This window comes from Phocaeicola sp. HCN-6420 (genome assembly GCF_037890145.1).
Taxonomy (GTDB): Bacteria; Bacteroidota; Bacteroidia; order Bacteroidales; family Bacteroidaceae; genus Phocaeicola.
Genome location: NZ_JBBKBJ010000034.1, coordinates 19,392 through 36,384, shown reverse-complemented (window position 1 = coordinate 36,384; position 16,993 = coordinate 19,392). Strand labels below are relative to the sequence as shown.

Here is a 16,993-nt window from a genome sequence, read left to right as displayed (position 1 = left end):
ATTAATATATTTAACCCTGATATGGTAATCATTGGCGGACAAATGTCGCGCGCCGGCGACTTCCTTCTTCAACCTGTAATTTCCGCCGTAAGAAAATACACTCTTAGTCTGATGAGTCGTGATTCTGAAATTGTACTATCAAAGCTAAAAGATCAGGCATGCGTGATAGGCTCTTGCCTATTATCAAGAAGCAAATTGTTCGAAGACTAAAAACGGCAACTAAATATGATGGGAATAAATATTCACCACAGCTTACTCTGGTCCACCAAAGTCATAATATCATACTATGAATAACACCTGACTAATTTGATCATATCGGAGCAACCTGTGGTGAATTAAGTATCTCTAATCTCTTACAGTCTTAATAATATTACCTGCTGCATCGATAAAGACTTTTAGTTCTTCTCCATTATGCAGTACTTCTACTTCGTACCATGACGAATCGGGCGTTTCTATCACATCCGCTTCGTTATCATCCAACCAGTAACCTCCTGCTGTTAAAGCGGCTGTTACTGCGGACGGAAGTTCTTGGCTGCTGATTTCCCAGGAAGTACGTACCCACTCATACCGACCATTAAAAAGAAGCTCTTTCTCTTTCCCATCGTGCCGGATGTCGACTTCCAGATAACCATCGTCATAGCCACGTTCTATAATAACTGCTCCGGGATAGTTCTCCTGAATGAACTGCTCTACATTTCCAGCAACAGTTCCAGTATCTTCCGTATTTCCTCCGCCCAGATCGGGACGTCCTTCCAGAACAGTTCCGTCATGACTTATATAAATCTTTACATCATCATCGAAACGAGTTTCTAATTCAAAGCAATAGAATGTTCCGGACTTCTCAGTTTCATATTTCTCCGCTTCTTCAATACGTCCACCTTCCAAATAAACAGATGTCGATTTCAGGGCAGCAATTACTTGCGAAGGAATAGCCGTTACCTCATCAATATTTCTAAATTCATATTCTATCCTGGTGTATACCCAGGCTTGTGCTTGGTTGAAAAAGGCTTCGTGCTTCAAGCCTTCGTAAATAAACTCTACTTCCGTACCCCCATCTTCATTATCTAAATCAATAATTCTCGCATTTGGATAATTTTTCTTCAGCCAACTTTCTACCGTAGCAGACGGTGTCTGCGGTAAATATTCCTGATAATCCTTATTATCATCCGCATCAATGACTTCCTTTACCAAGATACCTTCTGGAGTATAATACAAATCAACATCAGTACCTGCTCCACCCTCTTTCTTTTCTACGTCGATAATATACAGAGTTTCAGCTACACTATTTCTCGTCAGAACATCCACCTCATCATCTGCTACCCACGGAGCCTGTCCATATTCACTTGCAAAAAAAGCAGATTTCACCTGATCGGGCAATTCAACAAAACGGATTTCCTTTTCAGTCATACCCAAAATTCCACTCTCTAATGCAAACCAAGCAGTATGATTACGCGACATATCAGCTGAACGCGTACCATCCCAATAGAAGTCGGCTACAGCATAACCGGCTTTAGTCGTCCACACCACATTACTTGCACCAGGAAACTGAGCATTAAATGCTTCCATTACTTGTGCAGGAATATCACCGGATGTTCCGGCAGGAAAAGATGAATTTTCATTTTCACTGCACGAAGTAAAGAATAATACACCAGCCATAATACATGCACCTAATAATAATCGTGATTTTGCCATAAGTCCTTTATTTAATGTTACGACACAAAATAAAAAGACAAAACTGAAAAGAATCTGAAACGACAGGCAAGGATATAAAAAAATAGGCCATCTTTATAAAAGATGACCTATTATGAATTTTGTCATAAGACGATGTGTCGATTATCCCTGGTGGATTGCTTCAGAAGGACATACATCTGCGCATGTTCCACATTCAGTACACATTTCCGGGTTGATAGAATATTTATCACCTTCAGAAATTGCTCCAACCGGACATTCATCGATACAAGTACCGCAAGCGATACAATCGTCACTAATTACGTAAGCCATTGTAGTAAAAATTAAATTATTATTAGTACTAATTTGATGATGCAAAGGTAATCTTTTTGACGAGATTTGTAATATCTACTTTACAATATTTCCCTAATTTGTAACATGTCTAAATAGTATCAATGCTTTAAGGATTGATACATTGCTTGTTGAATACGAGAACGGATTCCCAGCTTAACCAAATTATTCTGACCATAGCTTGTAGGATAAGTACGGTTACTTAAAAATACAAAGACAAGATCATTATCCGGATCAGCCCATACACAAGTACCAGTAAAGCCCGTATGTCCAAAAACAGAAGCAGGAGCTTCGGGAGTACACGGACTCTCATCGTGTTTCTCCATATCTGGTTTATCGAAGCCCAAACCACGGCGACTGTTTTTGGATTTCATACTCATAAACAAATCACAAGTAGCACGACTCAGGTAACGGCGGTCGCCGCAAATACCTCGATCAAGCAACATCTGAAAAAGTACAGATACATCGTGTGCGGTAGAAAATAGCCCGGCATTACCCGATACACCGCCCATAAATGCAGCAGCTTCGTCGTGTACATATCCCTGCAAAGGCCCTCCACGCAAGAAATCTTTTTCCGCAGTAGGAGCTATCTGCTCTTTTGAAAAATGTTTTAACGGATTATATGCCGTATACATCAATCCCATCGGCTTAAAGAAGACGCTGTCCAAGTATACATCCATCGGAACTTTCGTGATACTTTCTACCACTTCCTTCAACAACATAAAATTCAGACAACTATACCGATACGAATGCCCCTTCAGTGGAGCATTGATAATTTCACGCATAACGACTTGTTTAAAATCTTTATTCAAGAACAAGCTATCGGACAACGGCAAAGAATACACATCCGAAGGAACAGCAGACACCCATTCCTTCTTAAAAGAGAAGTTAGTACATACATACACATTGGGAGCTATCTGCAAACGATGTTCTGCATCCGGCTTCTTCCGAGAGAAACCACCTTTACAAGTCTTCATATCAATGGCATCTTCATAGAACGGCAAATACGAAGGCAAACCAGATTCATGAAATAACAAATCCTGAATAGTGATATTCTGTTTATTTGTCTTTCTCAAAGCTGGCAAATAAAGACTTACTTTATCTGTCAGCCCGAACTTACCTTCGTCATACAGCTTCATCACTGCCAACAATGTACCAGCAGCTTTACTTAAAGAAGCTAAATCATAAATAGTATGCTCCCTGACCTTCTCCTTTCCCTCATAAGTCAAAGAGCCGAAACATTTATTGTATACAGGATATCCATCCTTTGTTATCAGAACATGACAACCAGGGTAAGCCTTTTCCCGAATACCCTCTTCCGCTATGGTATCAATGGCAGCCAATATCTTAGAATCCATACCCAGTTCTTCAGGAGTATACGAACGAGGATAGTCCGGATCAAGAGTTATCCCTGTACCACTCTTCCATAATCCTGCCATATCAACAGATAATCGTCCGTTTACAATATCCTGCCCTGTCATTACATCAGCCACATACTGCTGAATATATATTTTATCTGTATGTGCTAATATTACAGCCGAAACATTCCGCAATACAGAAGGCATCTCCTGCAATATATTCTGAGAAGCAAAACACACAATGACAACAGGCTTATCGACTGCCAACTTCTCCAGCAGCGGAAGGAACGGTTGAAAATTTGTATTGGGATGTACAGCTACAATCACCTGCTGTGCCGGAGTAACACGTTCTTGAATTCGATTTAACGAATCAGCATTGCCATGCAACCACGCCAGTGAAACAGTTTTTTTCAATTCCTTGTAGAATGGGTAATCGTCAGATAAAGAAGAAGACAGACTCAACAATACATTTCCCGACAATGACAAGTCGAGCGGCAACACGTCTGCCGAATCCTTTAACACAGTAACAGCAGCCTTCTCCATAGCAGCCAATAAACTATCCGTACCCGCAGTATGAATTCGCTGTTTGATCCCATCAAGCTCGGTATGCTGCTTATGGCTTAGCCCCAAAGCATACTTATACATAAGCACCTTACGGCACTTTTCTGTAATAACCTTTTCGCTCAGTTTGCCCGCTTTTATGGCACGCATTACACTTTCAAGGCTCTTCTTTAAATTTCTTGGTACCAGCAGCAGGTCGTTTCCTGCCATCAGAGCCTGAGCACAAGGATTATCTGCATTATCAGAAATACCTTTCATTTCCAGCGCATCGGTAAATACCAGTCCGGAAAAGCCCAGTTCTTTACACAAAACCGAAGTAATTACTTCCGAAGATATAGACGCAGGCCTATTATCCAGCTCGGCAACGTGCAGATGACCAATCATCATTCCCCCAATGCCAGCCTTGATTGCTTCCCGAAAAGGATACAACTCTACACTGTCTAAGCGGTCACGATTAAAATTAAGTACAGGCAACACATAATGAGAATCGGTATCTGTATCGCCATGACCTGGGAAATGCTTGCAAACAGCCATAACGCCTCCATCTTCCAAGCCACGAGAGTAGGCTATCACTTTACGCGCAACTTGCTTCGGATCACTACCAAAAGAGCGAACATTAATAACGGGATTACTGGGATTATTATCGACATCGGCAACAGGCGCAAAATTAACATGCACACCTATCTCACGAAGTTGCCTTGCTACTTCCCGCCCATATTGATAAATCAATGTATCATTCTGTATACATCCCAATACTCTGTTACGTGGAAATTCGGGCATTCCTTCCAATCTCATGCCCAGTCCCCACTCTCCATCAAAAGTTATCAGCAAAGGAATATCGGCCCACTGCTGCGCCAGATTAGTAAGTTGTACCTGCTTATTCAGTTCACCTTTTGAAAAAAGCAATCCACCTATACCATATTCCTTAACCGCATCCTCGATACTGTTCTTATTTTTTTGTAAAGTAACAGGAGCAACTGTATGAATAAACAACTGACCGACTTTCTGCTTTAACGTCATACGAGCAAGTTGTTCTTCCACCCAGCGGTTACATGCTACGGTATCATCTATCTGTTCCAATATTCTTACAGAAGAAGCATTCACCCCTATCCATAAAAACAAGCAAATAATCAATCCCCAAAAACGTTTATTCATAATCCTTCTCCCTCCTTTTAATATTTATCCGATAATCTCTTCTGCCAGCAATACTTATATTATATTCGACATTCCATTCCTAATTTTTCTGAAACTTCAGAATCATTTTTCCAACAAATGCCCCATTTTTACCCATTTGTTGTACCGGAATTTCAACGCCATCCAGATTTTTATAGAACTTCGGCCCCTCGAAATAAGAATGAGAATGTCCTCCCAGTACGACATCAATGCCACGAGTATTTTCTATCAGTTCGATGTCACTATACGGCTCACCTTTCCATCCCAAATGAGAAAGACAAATAACCACATCGCAATGCTCATCATTCCGCAGCAAATCTGTAATGCGCTGCGCCTCCGAAACAGGATCTTCAAACTTTACATTTCCGTAACATTCAGATGCAACCAATCCATCCAACTGCGCCCCCAATCCGAAAACTCCAATCTTCAGACCATCACGCTGAATAATCGTATACTCTTTTACCAGCCCTTCGAGCACCGTACCTGTTACATCATAATTCGCACAAACTATAGGATAATTAGCCATCTTAAACAATCTTGCCATATTATCCAGTCCAAAATCGAATTCATGGTTTCCGATAGTACCTGCATCGTAACCCATTTCATTCATCAGCTTTATCTCCACCTCCCCTTTGAACATATTATAATAAGGAGTACCCTGCGAGAAATCTCCCGAGTCGAACAGCAGTAAATCTTCATGAATCTTGCGCTGCTGCTTGATAAAAGTAGCACGACGCAACAGCCCAGCTTTATCAGCCAGCATCGTATCTTGAAAATCTTCCGGGAACGGTTCTACACGGCTATGCATGTCATTGGTATGAAATAAAAACAGCTCCTTGGTCGACTGGGCAGCCAAAACTCCGGAAAACAAGCACACCCATAAGATGAAATATAGTCTTTTCATATAATATTCTTTATCATTGTTCTACAATACGCCCTTCTACATCAGCATTCACAAAAACACCTTTAGCCTCACACTGCTTGACATAGTCGATAAACAAGTCACGCAAAATAGCCTCTTGCGGCTCTGTCTTTGAAACAGCATTCTTGAAAGCCTCCATGTGATCATTACCTTCCGCCAGATAATCGATGGTAGCCACCCGGTATTCCTTTTGCGGATCGACCGGACTTCCTCCCACCTTCGCGCTCAGCAGTTCTCCGTCCTTCGAAATAACCAGCCGCGCTCCGCTTAAGCCTTCACCATGCACCGCCGCAATCTGCTTGAAGAGTTCCATCAGATCTGCTCCCTTTAAGACAACAACCGACAATGCATTCTGGAAAGGACTGATTTCATAAATAGAGCCAAAAGTAATGTTTCCTTCATTTAGAATATTACGAATTCCCCCTATATTCATCACTCCAACATCCATCTTCACCCCCAATTTAGCTTCCGCACTCTGGCAAAGTATATCCGCAATCAAGTTTGAAAGTGGAGACTCCGGACGATATGCTTCAAGTTTTCGGGCTGCATGTCCGATAACCGGCGTCATCAAGCTATCAATTTTATCTTGATAAGGCTGTAAAATTCTCCACGCAGCCTGATCCTGCTTCTCATCATAAACACTGGTAATGGGCACTCTTTCTCCCTCTACCGATACCAAAGAATAACTGGAACTACAGGCGGTAAGCACAAGAGAGCCAGCCAATATGGCGTAAAACACATACTTTTTCATATATTATCATTCATATTTATTGTCCAAATATAGGGAAAAAAGCAAACGGACACAAGATTTTGTATCAAAATATCCCCGAAACATTTGCCTATATCGAAGAAAATCACTTACTTTGCACCGCTTTCGCGCAATCGCTGTCAAAGAAGAGTTACTTGATATGTTGCGTTGTAACGATAAACAATTTAATTTAAAAAAGAAAATGGATTTAATTAAAATTGCAGAAGAAGCATTTGCTACTGGCAAACAGCATCCTTCATTCAAAGCTGGTGATACTATCACAGTAGCATACCGTATCGTTGAAGGTAGCAAGGAACGTGTTCAGTTGTATCGCGGTGTTGTTATCAAAATTTCAGGTCACGGTGAAAAGAAACGTTTCACTGTACGTAAAATGTCAGGAACTGTAGGTGTAGAACGTATCTTCCCTCTTGAATCTCCGGCTATCGACAGCATCACTGTCAACAAAGTTGGTAAAGTACGTCGTGCTAAATTGTACTATCTGCGTGCTCTTACTGGTAAGAAAGCTAGAATTCAGGAAAAACGCGTTAACTTGTAATACTGAATCTATTATTCCTTACATACAGAAAACCGATTCTCATAACGAGAGTCGGTTTTTTGTTTTTCAGCCCCCACTGACTCAATTACATCAGAAAATACCAACTATTACTGCCGCCATCCATACAAATGAGCATATTCACTTTAACTCCTTTCGAGCCATCTCTGAAAACGTCCCCATCTTTTTAGAAAATTTGTACAAACAATTTTCTTTTTTGTACAAAAAAATAGGGAAACCAGGCTTCTATTAAAATTTTATCTGCACATTTTTCTCCAATATCACGCATAAAATAAAAAATCCATTGCTTTTAATGCATTTCTTTTATACTTTTGTAGCAAATAAAAAATACAACCACTAACTAATCTTTCACTGCAAAGAAGGGAAAAGCCCTTCAATTATCACTTTTCATGTCGTTTAATGAAAAGAGATTTTTATTTCCTAAAGACAGAATAAAAAAAATGAATGTTTTACATTCTTGATAATGGAATATACACATAAATCCATTATTAAGGCAATTTATTCTACAACAATGATTCACATAGGAAAACGCATTGAAGAAACATTGCATGAGCAGGGACGGAGTGTTACATGGTTTGCAATACAGTTATGCTGTACACGCCCAAATGTATATAAGATTTTTCATAAAGAAAATATTGACATACATTTACTTTGGCGCATATCCTGCATACTACAACACGATTTCTTTCAGGATTTATCTGATTCTATTTCTACAAATACCCATTCGGATTAGCCCTTATTAGAGGCATGGCTGTATCCAAACAGAATACACATTTATCAACTTTTCAGAACTATCATTCACTTATCGTCTTTCTGCTATTTACATAAATTTGCAAATAGTTGAAAAATGACTAAAAGAACTAACTGTTTTATTAAATATTAGAAGTATGAAAAAGTTCTATTTTATTGCCCTTTTCTCATTCATTGGCATATTGGGAATGCAGGCACAAAAGACTACTGTTAAGTTTCAGGATACTCAAGCTCGTCTGTTGGACGTTAAAACCAATGCTTACGTAAAGCCTTTAACCGTTGAATTAAAAGTCGACACCAGCAAAGGACGAATCTCAGACGAATGGAGTCTTTCTAAGGAACAAGTAGAAGTAGAAATGGGAGGCGACTTAGCAAATATACGTAGCTGGGGAGTTTATCAATCATCTAAAAAGCATAATGCAGATGTAATCGTAGCTGCGACCTTCAATTTCCAGACAGATGACATGCGAAATGGCTTCTACAAATTGACAGTCGTAGGCTATCCTGCCACATTCGTCAACTGGGCAACTGCTACACAAGCCGATTACGAATGGATCCGCATGGAAAAGACAGTCACTACCAGTGATAAAGAAAAAATAGCAGCAATCGTAAAATAATTAACACCGAATACTAATTTATAAATTATAGGCAAAATGAAAAAACTAGCATCAATTGTAGCTGCATTATTATTATGCACAGGTATTCATGCCCAAATTGTTTCTTCAACGAGTAGAAGCATCAAAACAGAAAGAACGCCATCTGAAACCGAATGGCTTATCCGCCTTGGTATGAATATGATGAACTTCGCCGGTGACGGTGCAGAAGGAGTAGATTCAAAAATAGGCTATAACTTCAACATTGAATTTAACAAGCCCATAGGTGATGCAGGAGGATATTGGGGTATGAATTTGGGACTCGGTTCGCGTGGTTTCAAAGCAGACGATGTAAAGTGCATTGCTCACAACGTACAATATTCACCTATTACCTTTGGATGGAAAATCGGAGTAGCCGACAACATCAAAATCGATCCACATTTGGGATTTTATGCAAGCTATGATTTCTCAAGCAAAATGAAAGAAAGCGGAGAAAGTATCAGCTGGGGAGATTATGCTGACGCAATGAGCGTTGACTATAACGCATACGATGTTGGATTGAATGCCGGTGTAGGTATCTGGTACGACCGCTTCAACTTAGACTTCTGCTATCAGCGTGGCTTTATCGATGCATTCTCTGATTTCAATGGAGTTAAAACAAGCAACTTTTTGATTCGTCTGGGAGTCGCATTCTAATAATATTTAAACATTCATCTTATTTTCACAACGTTTATTATCTGGATAACACAGGTAGTAAACGTTGTTTTTAGTTATACATAATATATGAAATACATTTATCTACTCATTCTAATGTGCTGCATCTTCCCCTCTTCTGCACAGACTTTCACAGAAACCGGAAAGACTTATCCTGTCAATACGGAGGGTGACAAATGTGTAATAAACGGATTTACAACCTTCAATGGATTCAGCGATGAGAAAATCTATGCCAACACTTTACTATGGGCAATAGAAAATATTTGCCCTCAATTACGTGAGGGTCTCACCAATATAGATGTACCCAATAAAACATTCGATTGTGAATTTACTTTGGGATCTTCTGCTGAATCTGGATTAAACAATACCTACTATGTAAAAGCGACATTCAGAGTTGCAGACGGGAAATTACTTTATTATTTACATGATGTATTGATTGAGTCTACCGTATTAGTCATGAAAAAGGTAACGCCTTTGGAAAAACTTGCTCCTGAGAAAAAAGTTGCACACAAAAAAACTATGGACGACTTCGTAAAATCAGAATCGTCTATGCTCAACAAACTATTCGACTTCATTGCCACCTATCAGCTCGCCCCTATTACTCATTGGAGTGACATCGCCATCTGCCGACCGGTAGAAGGAATGAATGAAGACGAATGTCGTCTTGCATTCGGCAAACCACAGTCTATCATAGAAACAAATGGAGAAACTCAATGGATGTACACAAGTTCGTTTTATCTGTTCTTCCAAAATGGTAAAGTAAAAACCATCATCAAATAAATGGTTATGATTCGATTATGATTCACAAACCCTATCAATATCATCTATAGTAGCTGCCGATCAATACGAAAAGCAAAAAACAATAATAGCCGGAAAGACCGTCATATCGACGGTTTGTTCCGGCTATTATTATAGGGACATTTATTATTTCCCTTTTTCTGCGTTTCAACCTTTAAACATATCCTCGAAGATTTTCTTTTTAATTTCTTTAATATCCTTCTTAGAACTGAAAAATGGCAGTAAAGACAAATCGGTGATTCATGACAGAATGTGAATCAATAGCTTTTGCTTTTGAATCAAAATTATCTCCATACCAAGCATTACACAAGGAATACTCTGCCCCAAATTTCCAGTGAGGAATGTTGTAGGTAAGCTCTGCTGTTCCAGTAAATAACTGATCAAGTGTTGTCCCCGTACCCAACGTACCGTAAGGTACCTCTTTCGATGCTCCCAGATTTTTTAAATAGCCAAAGAAAAGAGCTGGACGCCATTTTTTACCGTAAGCAACATTTACCCATGTAGAAGAAGTACGTAAAGGGGAGTATTGTTGCTTACCCGTATATTCATCAATACTGACTATACCATATCCGCCAACAGTACTAGTCTGGGTAAGATTTGTACCAAGTACAGTCTTTGCAGATACCAACCAATCCTTTTGATTATATTTTATATGAGCTTCTCCTGAAATACCTGTTACACGTTCATCAACAAAAAAAGTTCCATTTTCCATTTCTGACTGTGTTCTGGGAGTTATAGAACTTACGTGGACGCCTGCCCCCGCAATCAGTCCCGGACGTTTGTAATCCATACCTAAATAAAACTCAGGAATACAACTTTTCTTTATGAACTCCTGACTCTTCTGAGTCGCAGTTTCTCCCGGGACATTCGTCTTTGGACCAACAGACAGGTATTGAGACTGCCATATAGCAGCAGCTGTAAGCATAAAATTCTTAGAGGTAAAACGGTAGCGAATCTGTGGAGCACGACTAAACGGCTGATAAGGTGCTCCCATATTCAAGTTTAATATTTCAGGAGCTACATCGCCATATAACGGATGCCAGGTCTGCCCTACCAACAAAGCAGATTTTCCCCAATCGAGATTAAAATAAACGTGACGGATACGAAACAATGAATAAGTAGTACCTGAACCACGGAAATCAACTTCGACCTTTGCAGATGTCTTGGCTTTTCCCAACATCGGACCAGCTACATCAACTCCCAGACGAGTATATAACGTATAGAAATTACCATTACCAACACTATTTAAATCATGTCCATTCGGATCCTTTACTTCATCCAACGGATACATATAAAATAATCCGTCTACAGTCTCAGAGTTAGACCGAGTATTATAAAATAAATCTGTACGCACCTGACCATAGAACTTATAGTCGAACCCTTTTTTCTGCGCAAACAAACTCCCTGATACTCCGACGAGCAAAGCGAGCGACACAAATACTTTTTTCATCACTTAGATATATTAAAATCAGAAATAAAAACCAAACCCAATCTTGAACCCTAACTTACTATATTCTGAACAATTTGAGAAGCTCAAATCGTAATATACAGCTGGCTCCACGGTAATTGTTCCATTCAGAAAAAAAGCATAACCCACTTCCGGAGTCAGACAAACCAAATCCTTACGGTTTACACTATTCGATAAATGTTTATAGGCCAGTCCTAATCCCCCGTACAAGCCACAACTCGACAAATAATATCTTGCCCCTGCTCCTATACTGGTTTCATCCATACCATTTTCCACATATTCACCCTTGAAATTTACCAAAACCGATAAATTATCCAAGACAAAAGCTCCTGTAGCAACCTGAAAACCGAAGTTGGTCCCCTCATATTTACTATGAGAAAGATCTAATCCCGTGAGAGAAGTATTCAGATACCACTTACCCTCTTCAAACTGTGCATGAGCGACATTAAGACAGCTTATTAATAAAATAAATGCTAATAGAAATTTCTTTGCCATAATTTTAAAAGATATTGATAGGCGCAAAAGTAACAAAAAAACACTATGAAAAGTAATCCATTGTAGTTTTTCACCATTTTATCATGCTTACAAGAAACTTTTTCTATAATAAAAACAATGTCTTGCCACAGAAAAAATTACAAGTTCTATCCCAATAGCCCCATTCATCTCTGGCAAGACATTAATTTCTTCGTAAACATATATAGATTCACATCCATAAGTTCAGCTTAAACATTTCAAAAAAATTCTATCGAAGATAGGACTTTCTCACCTTCCTATACCATAGGGTAAACCAGATTACAGCAATCAGAACACAAACTATACCCAAAGAGTAAGACAAGGTACCAGATAAAGAAAGACCTTCGGGAGCTATTAATATATAGGTAGAACATACAGCAGTCATGAACAGAGCTGGTATCAAAGTAACCCAATAATTCTTCTTTTCATATACAAGCCACACCGTAATTGCCCATAAAGTGAAGACAGCTAAAGTCTGATTACACCAGGCAAAATATCTCCAGATTATTTTAAAACCTTCGGCATCGCCAAAACTATAAACCAACAAACCTATCGTTATTAAAAATATAGGTATGCAAATAAGTAGACGTCGACGTATACTACGCTGTTCTACATGAAAAAAATCAGCAACAATCAAACGTGCAGAGCGTAATGCTGTATCTCCACTGGTTATAGGAGCTGCAACAATTCCAAGAATAGCCAAAATACCGCCAAAGGCACCTAACCAGTCCTTCGATATATCTGTCGCTACTTTTGCACCTGAATACGCAACTCCAGTCACTTCATCTATAATTCCATTTTCATGAAAGAAGTAAGTTGCCGCTGCAGCCCAGATCAAAGCAACTACACCTTCCGTAACCATTGCTCCGTAAAAGACCGGACGACAATATTTTTCATTAGTAATACATCGTGCCATCAGCGGAGATTGAGTAGCATGAAAACCACTGATAGCTCCACAGGCTATAGAAATAAACATCATCGGGAAAATAGGATTACGCTCGTACTTTGTTCCAAATCCATTCCATATTTCTGGTAAATCGGGACTCTTTACATAAAGCATAACCAAAATACCAACAGCCATAAAAAGCAACGCAAAAGCAAATAATGGATATACTTTACCTATAATCTTATCAATTGGCATCATTGTTGCCAATATATAATATAGGAATATAACAATAACCCAAAAATATACATCCAAAGAATCAGGAGTCATACCTGCCAATAATTCCGCCGGTCCTGAAACAAATACAGCTCCTACCAATATCATCAACAAAACAGTAAAAATGCATGCTACTTTCCGTGTTCCGCTACCTAAATATCGCCCAATGATTTGAGGTAAACTCTCACCTGAATGACGAAGAGATAGTGTCCCAGCCAGAAAATCGTGTACAGCACCTGCAAAGATAGTCCCAAAAACAATCCAAAGATAAGATGCCGTTCCAAACTGCGCCCCCATAATAGCGCCAAAAATAGGTCCCAGCCCCGCAATATTCAAAAATTGAATCATAAAAATTTTCCATGCCGGAAGAGGAATAAAGTCCACTCCATCAGTCATGGTCAAAGCAGGAGTTTTACGGTTCGGATCGGGAGCAAACAACTTATTGATATAACTTCCGTATATCCAGTAGCCGACCAATAACAGAATTAAAGCTATGCTAAAAGTTATCATAATAAAAAGTATTTAAGTGAGCGCAAAAGTAACAATTTAAAAGAACATATTGTTATCTTTGCAACACTAAAAATCAAAATTATGTACAACAGACTTATTACTATTTACATCTTTATTATCGGACTCTTTACACCAGCCTTTGCATACTCCCAGCCTAAATACGAAATACGAGCTACCTGGCTTACTACATTAGGGAGCTTAGACTGGCCTTCACAGAAAGCTACGTCGCCCAAAGGTATCGAGCTTCAGAAACAGGAATTGTGCAAAATACTTGACGCATTGAAACGAGCTAACTTTAATACCGTATTATTGCAAACCCGATTACGAGGAGATGTCATTTATCCATCCGATATTGAACAATTTACAGAATCACTGACCGGTCATGAGGGAGGCAATCCCAAGTATGACCCTTTACAGTTCGCTATAGAAGAATGTCATCGGCGTGGCATGGAACTACATGCATGGATTGTTACTATCCCTATCGGGAATACCAGACAAGTTCAGCTTTTAGGCAAGAAATCAATCACCAAAAAACAACCTTCTATTTGCAAGCTATATAAAGGTACATGGTATCTGGATCCCGGGAATCCCCAAACAGATAATTATCTTGCAAGTATTGTTCGTGAAATAGTTTCACGATACGACATAGATGGGATTCATTTGGATTATATTCGTTATCCAGAACAAGCTAAAGATTTTCCTGACCAAAACACTTATCGTAAATACGGTAAAAAAGAACAGTTGCAACAATGGAGAAGAAACAATATAACCCGCATAGTACGTCGTATATATATGGAAACAAAATCTCTAAAGCCATGGGTAAAAGTAAGTAGTTCTCCGGTTGGGAAATATAACGATACCCGACGATACCCCTCAAGAGGATGGAATGCATACGAAGTTGTTTACCAGGATGCACGCCAATGGCTGAAAGAGGGTATACACGATGCCTTATTCCCTATGATGTATTTCCAAGGAAATCATTTTTATCCATTTGCCTTAGATTGGCAAGAAAATAAAAACGGGCGTTGGATTATTCCCGGATTAGGTATTTATTTTCTTCATCCTAAAGAACAAAACTGGCAACTAGATGAGGTCATCCGGCAAATTTATTTCTTGAGAAATATCAATATGGATGGACAAGCTTATTTCCGCAATCGCTTTCTTATGAACAACACGAAAGGGTTACTAGACGAACTAAAAGAATATTTTTACACTCAGCCAGCAGTTGTGCCTCCTATGACCTGGATAGACAGTATAGCTCCATCAACTCCGAAAAGCCCTTATTTTATGCCACTTAATAAAGGAGTTAAATTAAGCTGGAGTGCATCATCCGATAATCTCTCAACGTCCGTATATTATAGGATTTATGCCTCAAATACTTATCCGGTAGACATCAGCCAACCTTCTAACTTGATAGAAATACGCACTGATTTAACCTGTTATACATTTTATCCTGAAGTACCATGGGCAGAACGTATCTATTGGGCGGTAACTGCTGTAGACCGATGCGGAAATGAAAGTAGTCCACTGGAAATGAATCGTCCATTCACAGCAAGTGATGTAACAAAACCTGAAAAACGATAGGACATAAGCAAAATAATCCGTACTTTTGCACATTCAAATGAACGAAAAACAAACAACTAATATCTCATGAGCAATCAACGATACATGCAGCGCGGCGTTTCTGCTTCAAAAGAAGATGTACATAACGCCATTAAAAACATTGACAAGGGTATTTTCCCAAAAGCTTTCTGCAAAATCATTCCTGACATTTTAGGAGGTGATCCTGAGTATTGCAATATCATGCATGCAGACGGTGCCGGAACAAAATCATCGCTGGCTTACCTGTATTGGAAAGAAACAGGTGACTTGTCTGTATGGAAAGGTATCGCACAAGATGCACTGATTATGAATATTGATGATTTATTGTGCGTGGGAGCTGTAGATAATATATTAGTATCTTCTACTATCGGTCGTAACAAGCTGCTTGTACCAGGAGAAGTAATTTCGGCTATTATTAACGGAACAGACGAACTGCTTGCCGAACTGAGAGAAATGGGAGTTGGCGTTTATGCTACAGGTGGCGAAACTGCCGATGTAGGCGATTTGGTCCGTACTATCATCGTTGACAGTACGGTAACCTGCCGTATGAAACGTGCTGATGTCATCAACAACGCCAATATCCGTCCGGGCGATGTAATTGTAGGTCTGGCTTCATATGGACAAGCTACTTACGAGAAAGAATACAACGGCGGTATGGGTAGTAACGGTCTGACCAGCGCCCGTCACGATGTATTCAGCAAATATCTGGCAGAGAAATATCCGGAAAGCTATGATCATGCTGTACCCGAAGAATTGGTTTACAGCGGTAAGCTGAAATTGACGGATGCTGTAGAAGGTTCTCCACTGGATGCTGGCAAACTGGTTCTTTCTCCGACCCGTACTTATGCTCCGGTTGTTAAGAAATTATTGGACGCTCTACGTCCACAAATCCACGGTATGGTTCATTGTTCAGGAGGTGCCCAGACGAAGGTTCTTCACTTTGTAGACGACAACTGCCGTGTCATCAAAGACAATCTCTTCCCCGTTCCTCCTTTGTTCCGTACCATCAAAGAACAGAGTGGCACCGATTGGGACGAAATGTATAAGGTATTCAACATGGGACATCGTCTGGAAGTATATTTGTCACCTGAACATGCAGAACAGGTTATCGAAATCAGTAAATCGTTCAACATCGATGCACAGATTATCGGACGTATCGAAGAGAGCGATCACAAAGAATTGATTATCCGTTCAGAATTCGGAGAATTCAAATATTAATTACCCCAAAGGCAAGAAGAGGCAGGATGTGTAGCGAACCTGCCTCACTTGTTCTTATTCTTACGATTATATGAAACCGCAAGAAAAACAAGGATGTCTTATCGAACTCTCTCGTTTTATGGTTTGTCCGTTTATATCTTAGCATTGAATTTGACTCTCCTTTTCTAAAAACGATAAGTTTTGGACTCCCCAATTTTGTTTCTTTCTTTGTTTTTGGAAAATACTTTGGCATTAAAGATTTTCAATGGAAAGCCCAAAGGGACTTACCTTTCATCTTGCTCGGATTCATATTGTTGGTTTTCTTTACCCGAAC

At 39.5% G+C, this 16,993-nt stretch carries 16 protein-coding genes; 8 read left to right on the top strand and 8 right to left on the bottom strand.

Annotated features, from left to right (window positions below):
* Positions 1 to 210: ROK family protein (locus tag WKT12_RS14515; RefSeq protein ID WP_340320148.1), on the top strand; the 210-nt coding region annotated here is incomplete at its 5' end.
* Positions 211 to 345: 135 nt separating this feature from the next.
* Here WKT12_RS14515 and WKT12_RS14510 read toward each other — a convergent pair.
* The 5 genes from WKT12_RS14510 to WKT12_RS14490 form a co-directional block, all read right to left on the bottom strand.
* A complete protein-coding gene (locus tag WKT12_RS14510) occupies positions 346 to 1,692 on the bottom strand; it encodes a PepSY-like domain-containing protein (RefSeq protein WP_340320147.1) in 1,347 nt (448 codons plus the stop codon).
* Between the two features lie 141 nt (positions 1,693 to 1,833).
* Positions 1,834 to 2,001, bottom strand: a complete 168-nt coding sequence (locus WKT12_RS14505) for a DUF362 domain-containing protein (protein ID WP_021971341.1) — start codon at positions 1,999 to 2,001, stop codon at positions 1,834 to 1,836.
* 119 nt (positions 2,002 to 2,120) lie between these two features.
* Entirely contained in the window at positions 2,121 to 5,093 is a 2,973-nt protein-coding gene (locus tag WKT12_RS14500; RefSeq protein WP_340320146.1) for a glycoside hydrolase family 3 N-terminal domain-containing protein, read from the bottom strand.
* A gap of 79 nt (positions 5,094 to 5,172) precedes the next feature.
* A complete protein-coding gene (locus WKT12_RS14495; protein WP_021971339.1) occupies positions 5,173 to 6,015 on the bottom strand; it encodes a bifunctional metallophosphatase/5'-nucleotidase in 843 nt (280 codons plus the stop codon).
* 13 nt (positions 6,016 to 6,028) lie between these two features.
* A complete protein-coding gene (locus tag WKT12_RS14490; RefSeq protein WP_340320145.1) occupies positions 6,029 to 6,784 on the bottom strand; it encodes a 5'-nucleotidase in 756 nt (251 codons plus the stop codon).
* Positions 6,785 to 6,983: 199 nt separating this feature from the next.
* Here WKT12_RS14490 and rplS point away from each other — a divergent pair, with 199 nt between their 5' ends.
* The 5 genes from rplS to WKT12_RS14465 all read left to right on the top strand — a co-directional run bounded on the left by rplS (position 6,984) and on the right by WKT12_RS14465 (position 10,192).
* Entirely contained in the window at positions 6,984 to 7,337 is a 354-nt protein-coding gene (gene rplS / locus WKT12_RS14485; protein WP_007564838.1) for a 50S ribosomal protein L19, read from the top strand.
* Between the two features lie 529 nt (positions 7,338 to 7,866).
* Positions 7,867 to 8,088: a hypothetical protein gene (locus tag WKT12_RS14480; RefSeq protein ID WP_340320144.1), complete on the top strand. Its 222-nt coding sequence runs from the start codon at positions 7,867 to 7,869 to the stop codon at positions 8,086 to 8,088.
* A gap of 154 nt (positions 8,089 to 8,242) precedes the next feature.
* Positions 8,243 to 8,722, top strand: a complete 480-nt coding sequence (locus WKT12_RS14475; protein ID WP_340320143.1) for a hypothetical protein — start codon at positions 8,243 to 8,245, stop codon at positions 8,720 to 8,722.
* 36 nt (positions 8,723 to 8,758) lie between these two features.
* On the top strand, positions 8,759 to 9,394 hold the full coding sequence (locus WKT12_RS14470; RefSeq protein WP_340320142.1) for an outer membrane beta-barrel protein: 636 nt from the start codon (positions 8,759 to 8,761) through the stop codon (positions 9,392 to 9,394).
* A gap of 87 nt (positions 9,395 to 9,481) precedes the next feature.
* Positions 9,482 to 10,192: a hypothetical protein gene (locus WKT12_RS14465; RefSeq protein WP_340320141.1), complete on the top strand. Its 711-nt coding sequence runs from the start codon at positions 9,482 to 9,484 to the stop codon at positions 10,190 to 10,192.
* Positions 10,193 to 10,412: 220 nt separating this feature from the next.
* Here the strand turns inward: WKT12_RS14465 and WKT12_RS14460 are convergent, their stop codons facing one another.
* The 3 genes from WKT12_RS14460 to WKT12_RS14450 all read right to left on the bottom strand — a co-directional run bounded on the left by WKT12_RS14460 (position 10,413) and on the right by WKT12_RS14450 (position 13,860).
* A complete protein-coding gene (locus WKT12_RS14460; protein ID WP_340320140.1) occupies positions 10,413 to 11,660 on the bottom strand; it encodes a DcaP family trimeric outer membrane transporter in 1,248 nt (415 codons plus the stop codon).
* Positions 11,661 to 11,678: 18 nt separating this feature from the next.
* Positions 11,679 to 12,173, bottom strand: a complete 495-nt coding sequence (locus tag WKT12_RS14455; RefSeq protein WP_021971324.1) for a hypothetical protein — start codon at positions 12,171 to 12,173, stop codon at positions 11,679 to 11,681.
* A gap of 247 nt (positions 12,174 to 12,420) precedes the next feature.
* Entirely contained in the window at positions 12,421 to 13,860 is a 1,440-nt protein-coding gene (locus WKT12_RS14450) for a carbon starvation CstA family protein (protein WP_340320139.1), read from the bottom strand.
* 81 nt (positions 13,861 to 13,941) lie between these two features.
* On the opposite strand from WKT12_RS14450, the gene WKT12_RS14445 reads away from it, so the two are divergent.
* Positions 13,942 to 15,444, top strand: a complete 1,503-nt coding sequence (locus WKT12_RS14445) for a glycoside hydrolase family 10 protein (protein WP_340320138.1) — start codon at positions 13,942 to 13,944, stop codon at positions 15,442 to 15,444.
* 66 nt (positions 15,445 to 15,510) lie between these two features.
* Positions 15,511 to 16,680 (top strand): AIR synthase-related protein, encoded by a 1,170-nt coding sequence (locus WKT12_RS14440; RefSeq protein ID WP_021971322.1) that lies wholly within the window; start codon positions 15,511 to 15,513, stop codon positions 16,678 to 16,680.
* Positions 16,681 to 16,993: the final 313 nt, after the last annotated feature.

What these genes read in the sequence shown, in the direction of transcription:
- WKT12_RS14495 (WP_021971339.1), bottom strand. Translation starts at nt 6,015, where the DNA reads ATGAAAAGACTATATTTCATCTTATGGGTGTGCTTGTTTTCCGGAGTT.
- rplS (WP_007564838.1), top strand. Translation starts at nt 6,984, where the DNA reads ATGGATTTAATTAAAATTGCAGAAGAAGCATTTGCTACTGGCAAACAG.
- WKT12_RS14445 (WP_340320138.1), top strand. Translation starts at nt 13,942, where the DNA reads ATGTACAACAGACTTATTACTATTTACATCTTTATTATCGGACTCTTT.
- WKT12_RS14460 (WP_340320140.1), bottom strand. Translation starts at nt 11,660, where the DNA reads ATGAAAAAAGTATTTGTGTCGCTCGCTTTGCTCGTCGGAGTATCAGGG.
- WKT12_RS14450 (WP_340320139.1), bottom strand. Translation starts at nt 13,860, where the DNA reads ATGATAACTTTTAGCATAGCTTTAATTCTGTTATTGGTCGGCTACTGG.
- WKT12_RS14465 (WP_340320141.1), top strand. Translation starts at nt 9,482, where the DNA reads ATGAAATACATTTATCTACTCATTCTAATGTGCTGCATCTTCCCCTCT.
- WKT12_RS14490 (WP_340320145.1), bottom strand. Translation starts at nt 6,784, where the DNA reads ATGAAAAAGTATGTGTTTTACGCCATATTGGCTGGCTCTCTTGTGCTT.
- WKT12_RS14510 (WP_340320147.1), bottom strand. Translation starts at nt 1,692, where the DNA reads ATGGCAAAATCACGATTATTATTAGGTGCATGTATTATGGCTGGTGTA.
- WKT12_RS14440 (WP_021971322.1), top strand. Translation starts at nt 15,511, where the DNA reads ATGAGCAATCAACGATACATGCAGCGCGGCGTTTCTGCTTCAAAAGAA.
- WKT12_RS14470 (WP_340320142.1), top strand. Translation starts at nt 8,759, where the DNA reads ATGAAAAAACTAGCATCAATTGTAGCTGCATTATTATTATGCACAGGT.
- WKT12_RS14505 (WP_021971341.1), bottom strand. Translation starts at nt 2,001, where the DNA reads ATGGCTTACGTAATTAGTGACGATTGTATCGCTTGCGGTACTTGTATC.
- WKT12_RS14455 (WP_021971324.1), bottom strand. Translation starts at nt 12,173, where the DNA reads ATGGCAAAGAAATTTCTATTAGCATTTATTTTATTAATAAGCTGTCTT.
- WKT12_RS14500 (WP_340320146.1), bottom strand. Translation starts at nt 5,093, where the DNA reads ATGAATAAACGTTTTTGGGGATTGATTATTTGCTTGTTTTTATGGATA.
- WKT12_RS14475 (WP_340320143.1), top strand. Translation starts at nt 8,243, where the DNA reads ATGAAAAAGTTCTATTTTATTGCCCTTTTCTCATTCATTGGCATATTG.
- WKT12_RS14480 (WP_340320144.1), top strand. Translation starts at nt 7,867, where the DNA reads ATGATTCACATAGGAAAACGCATTGAAGAAACATTGCATGAGCAGGGA.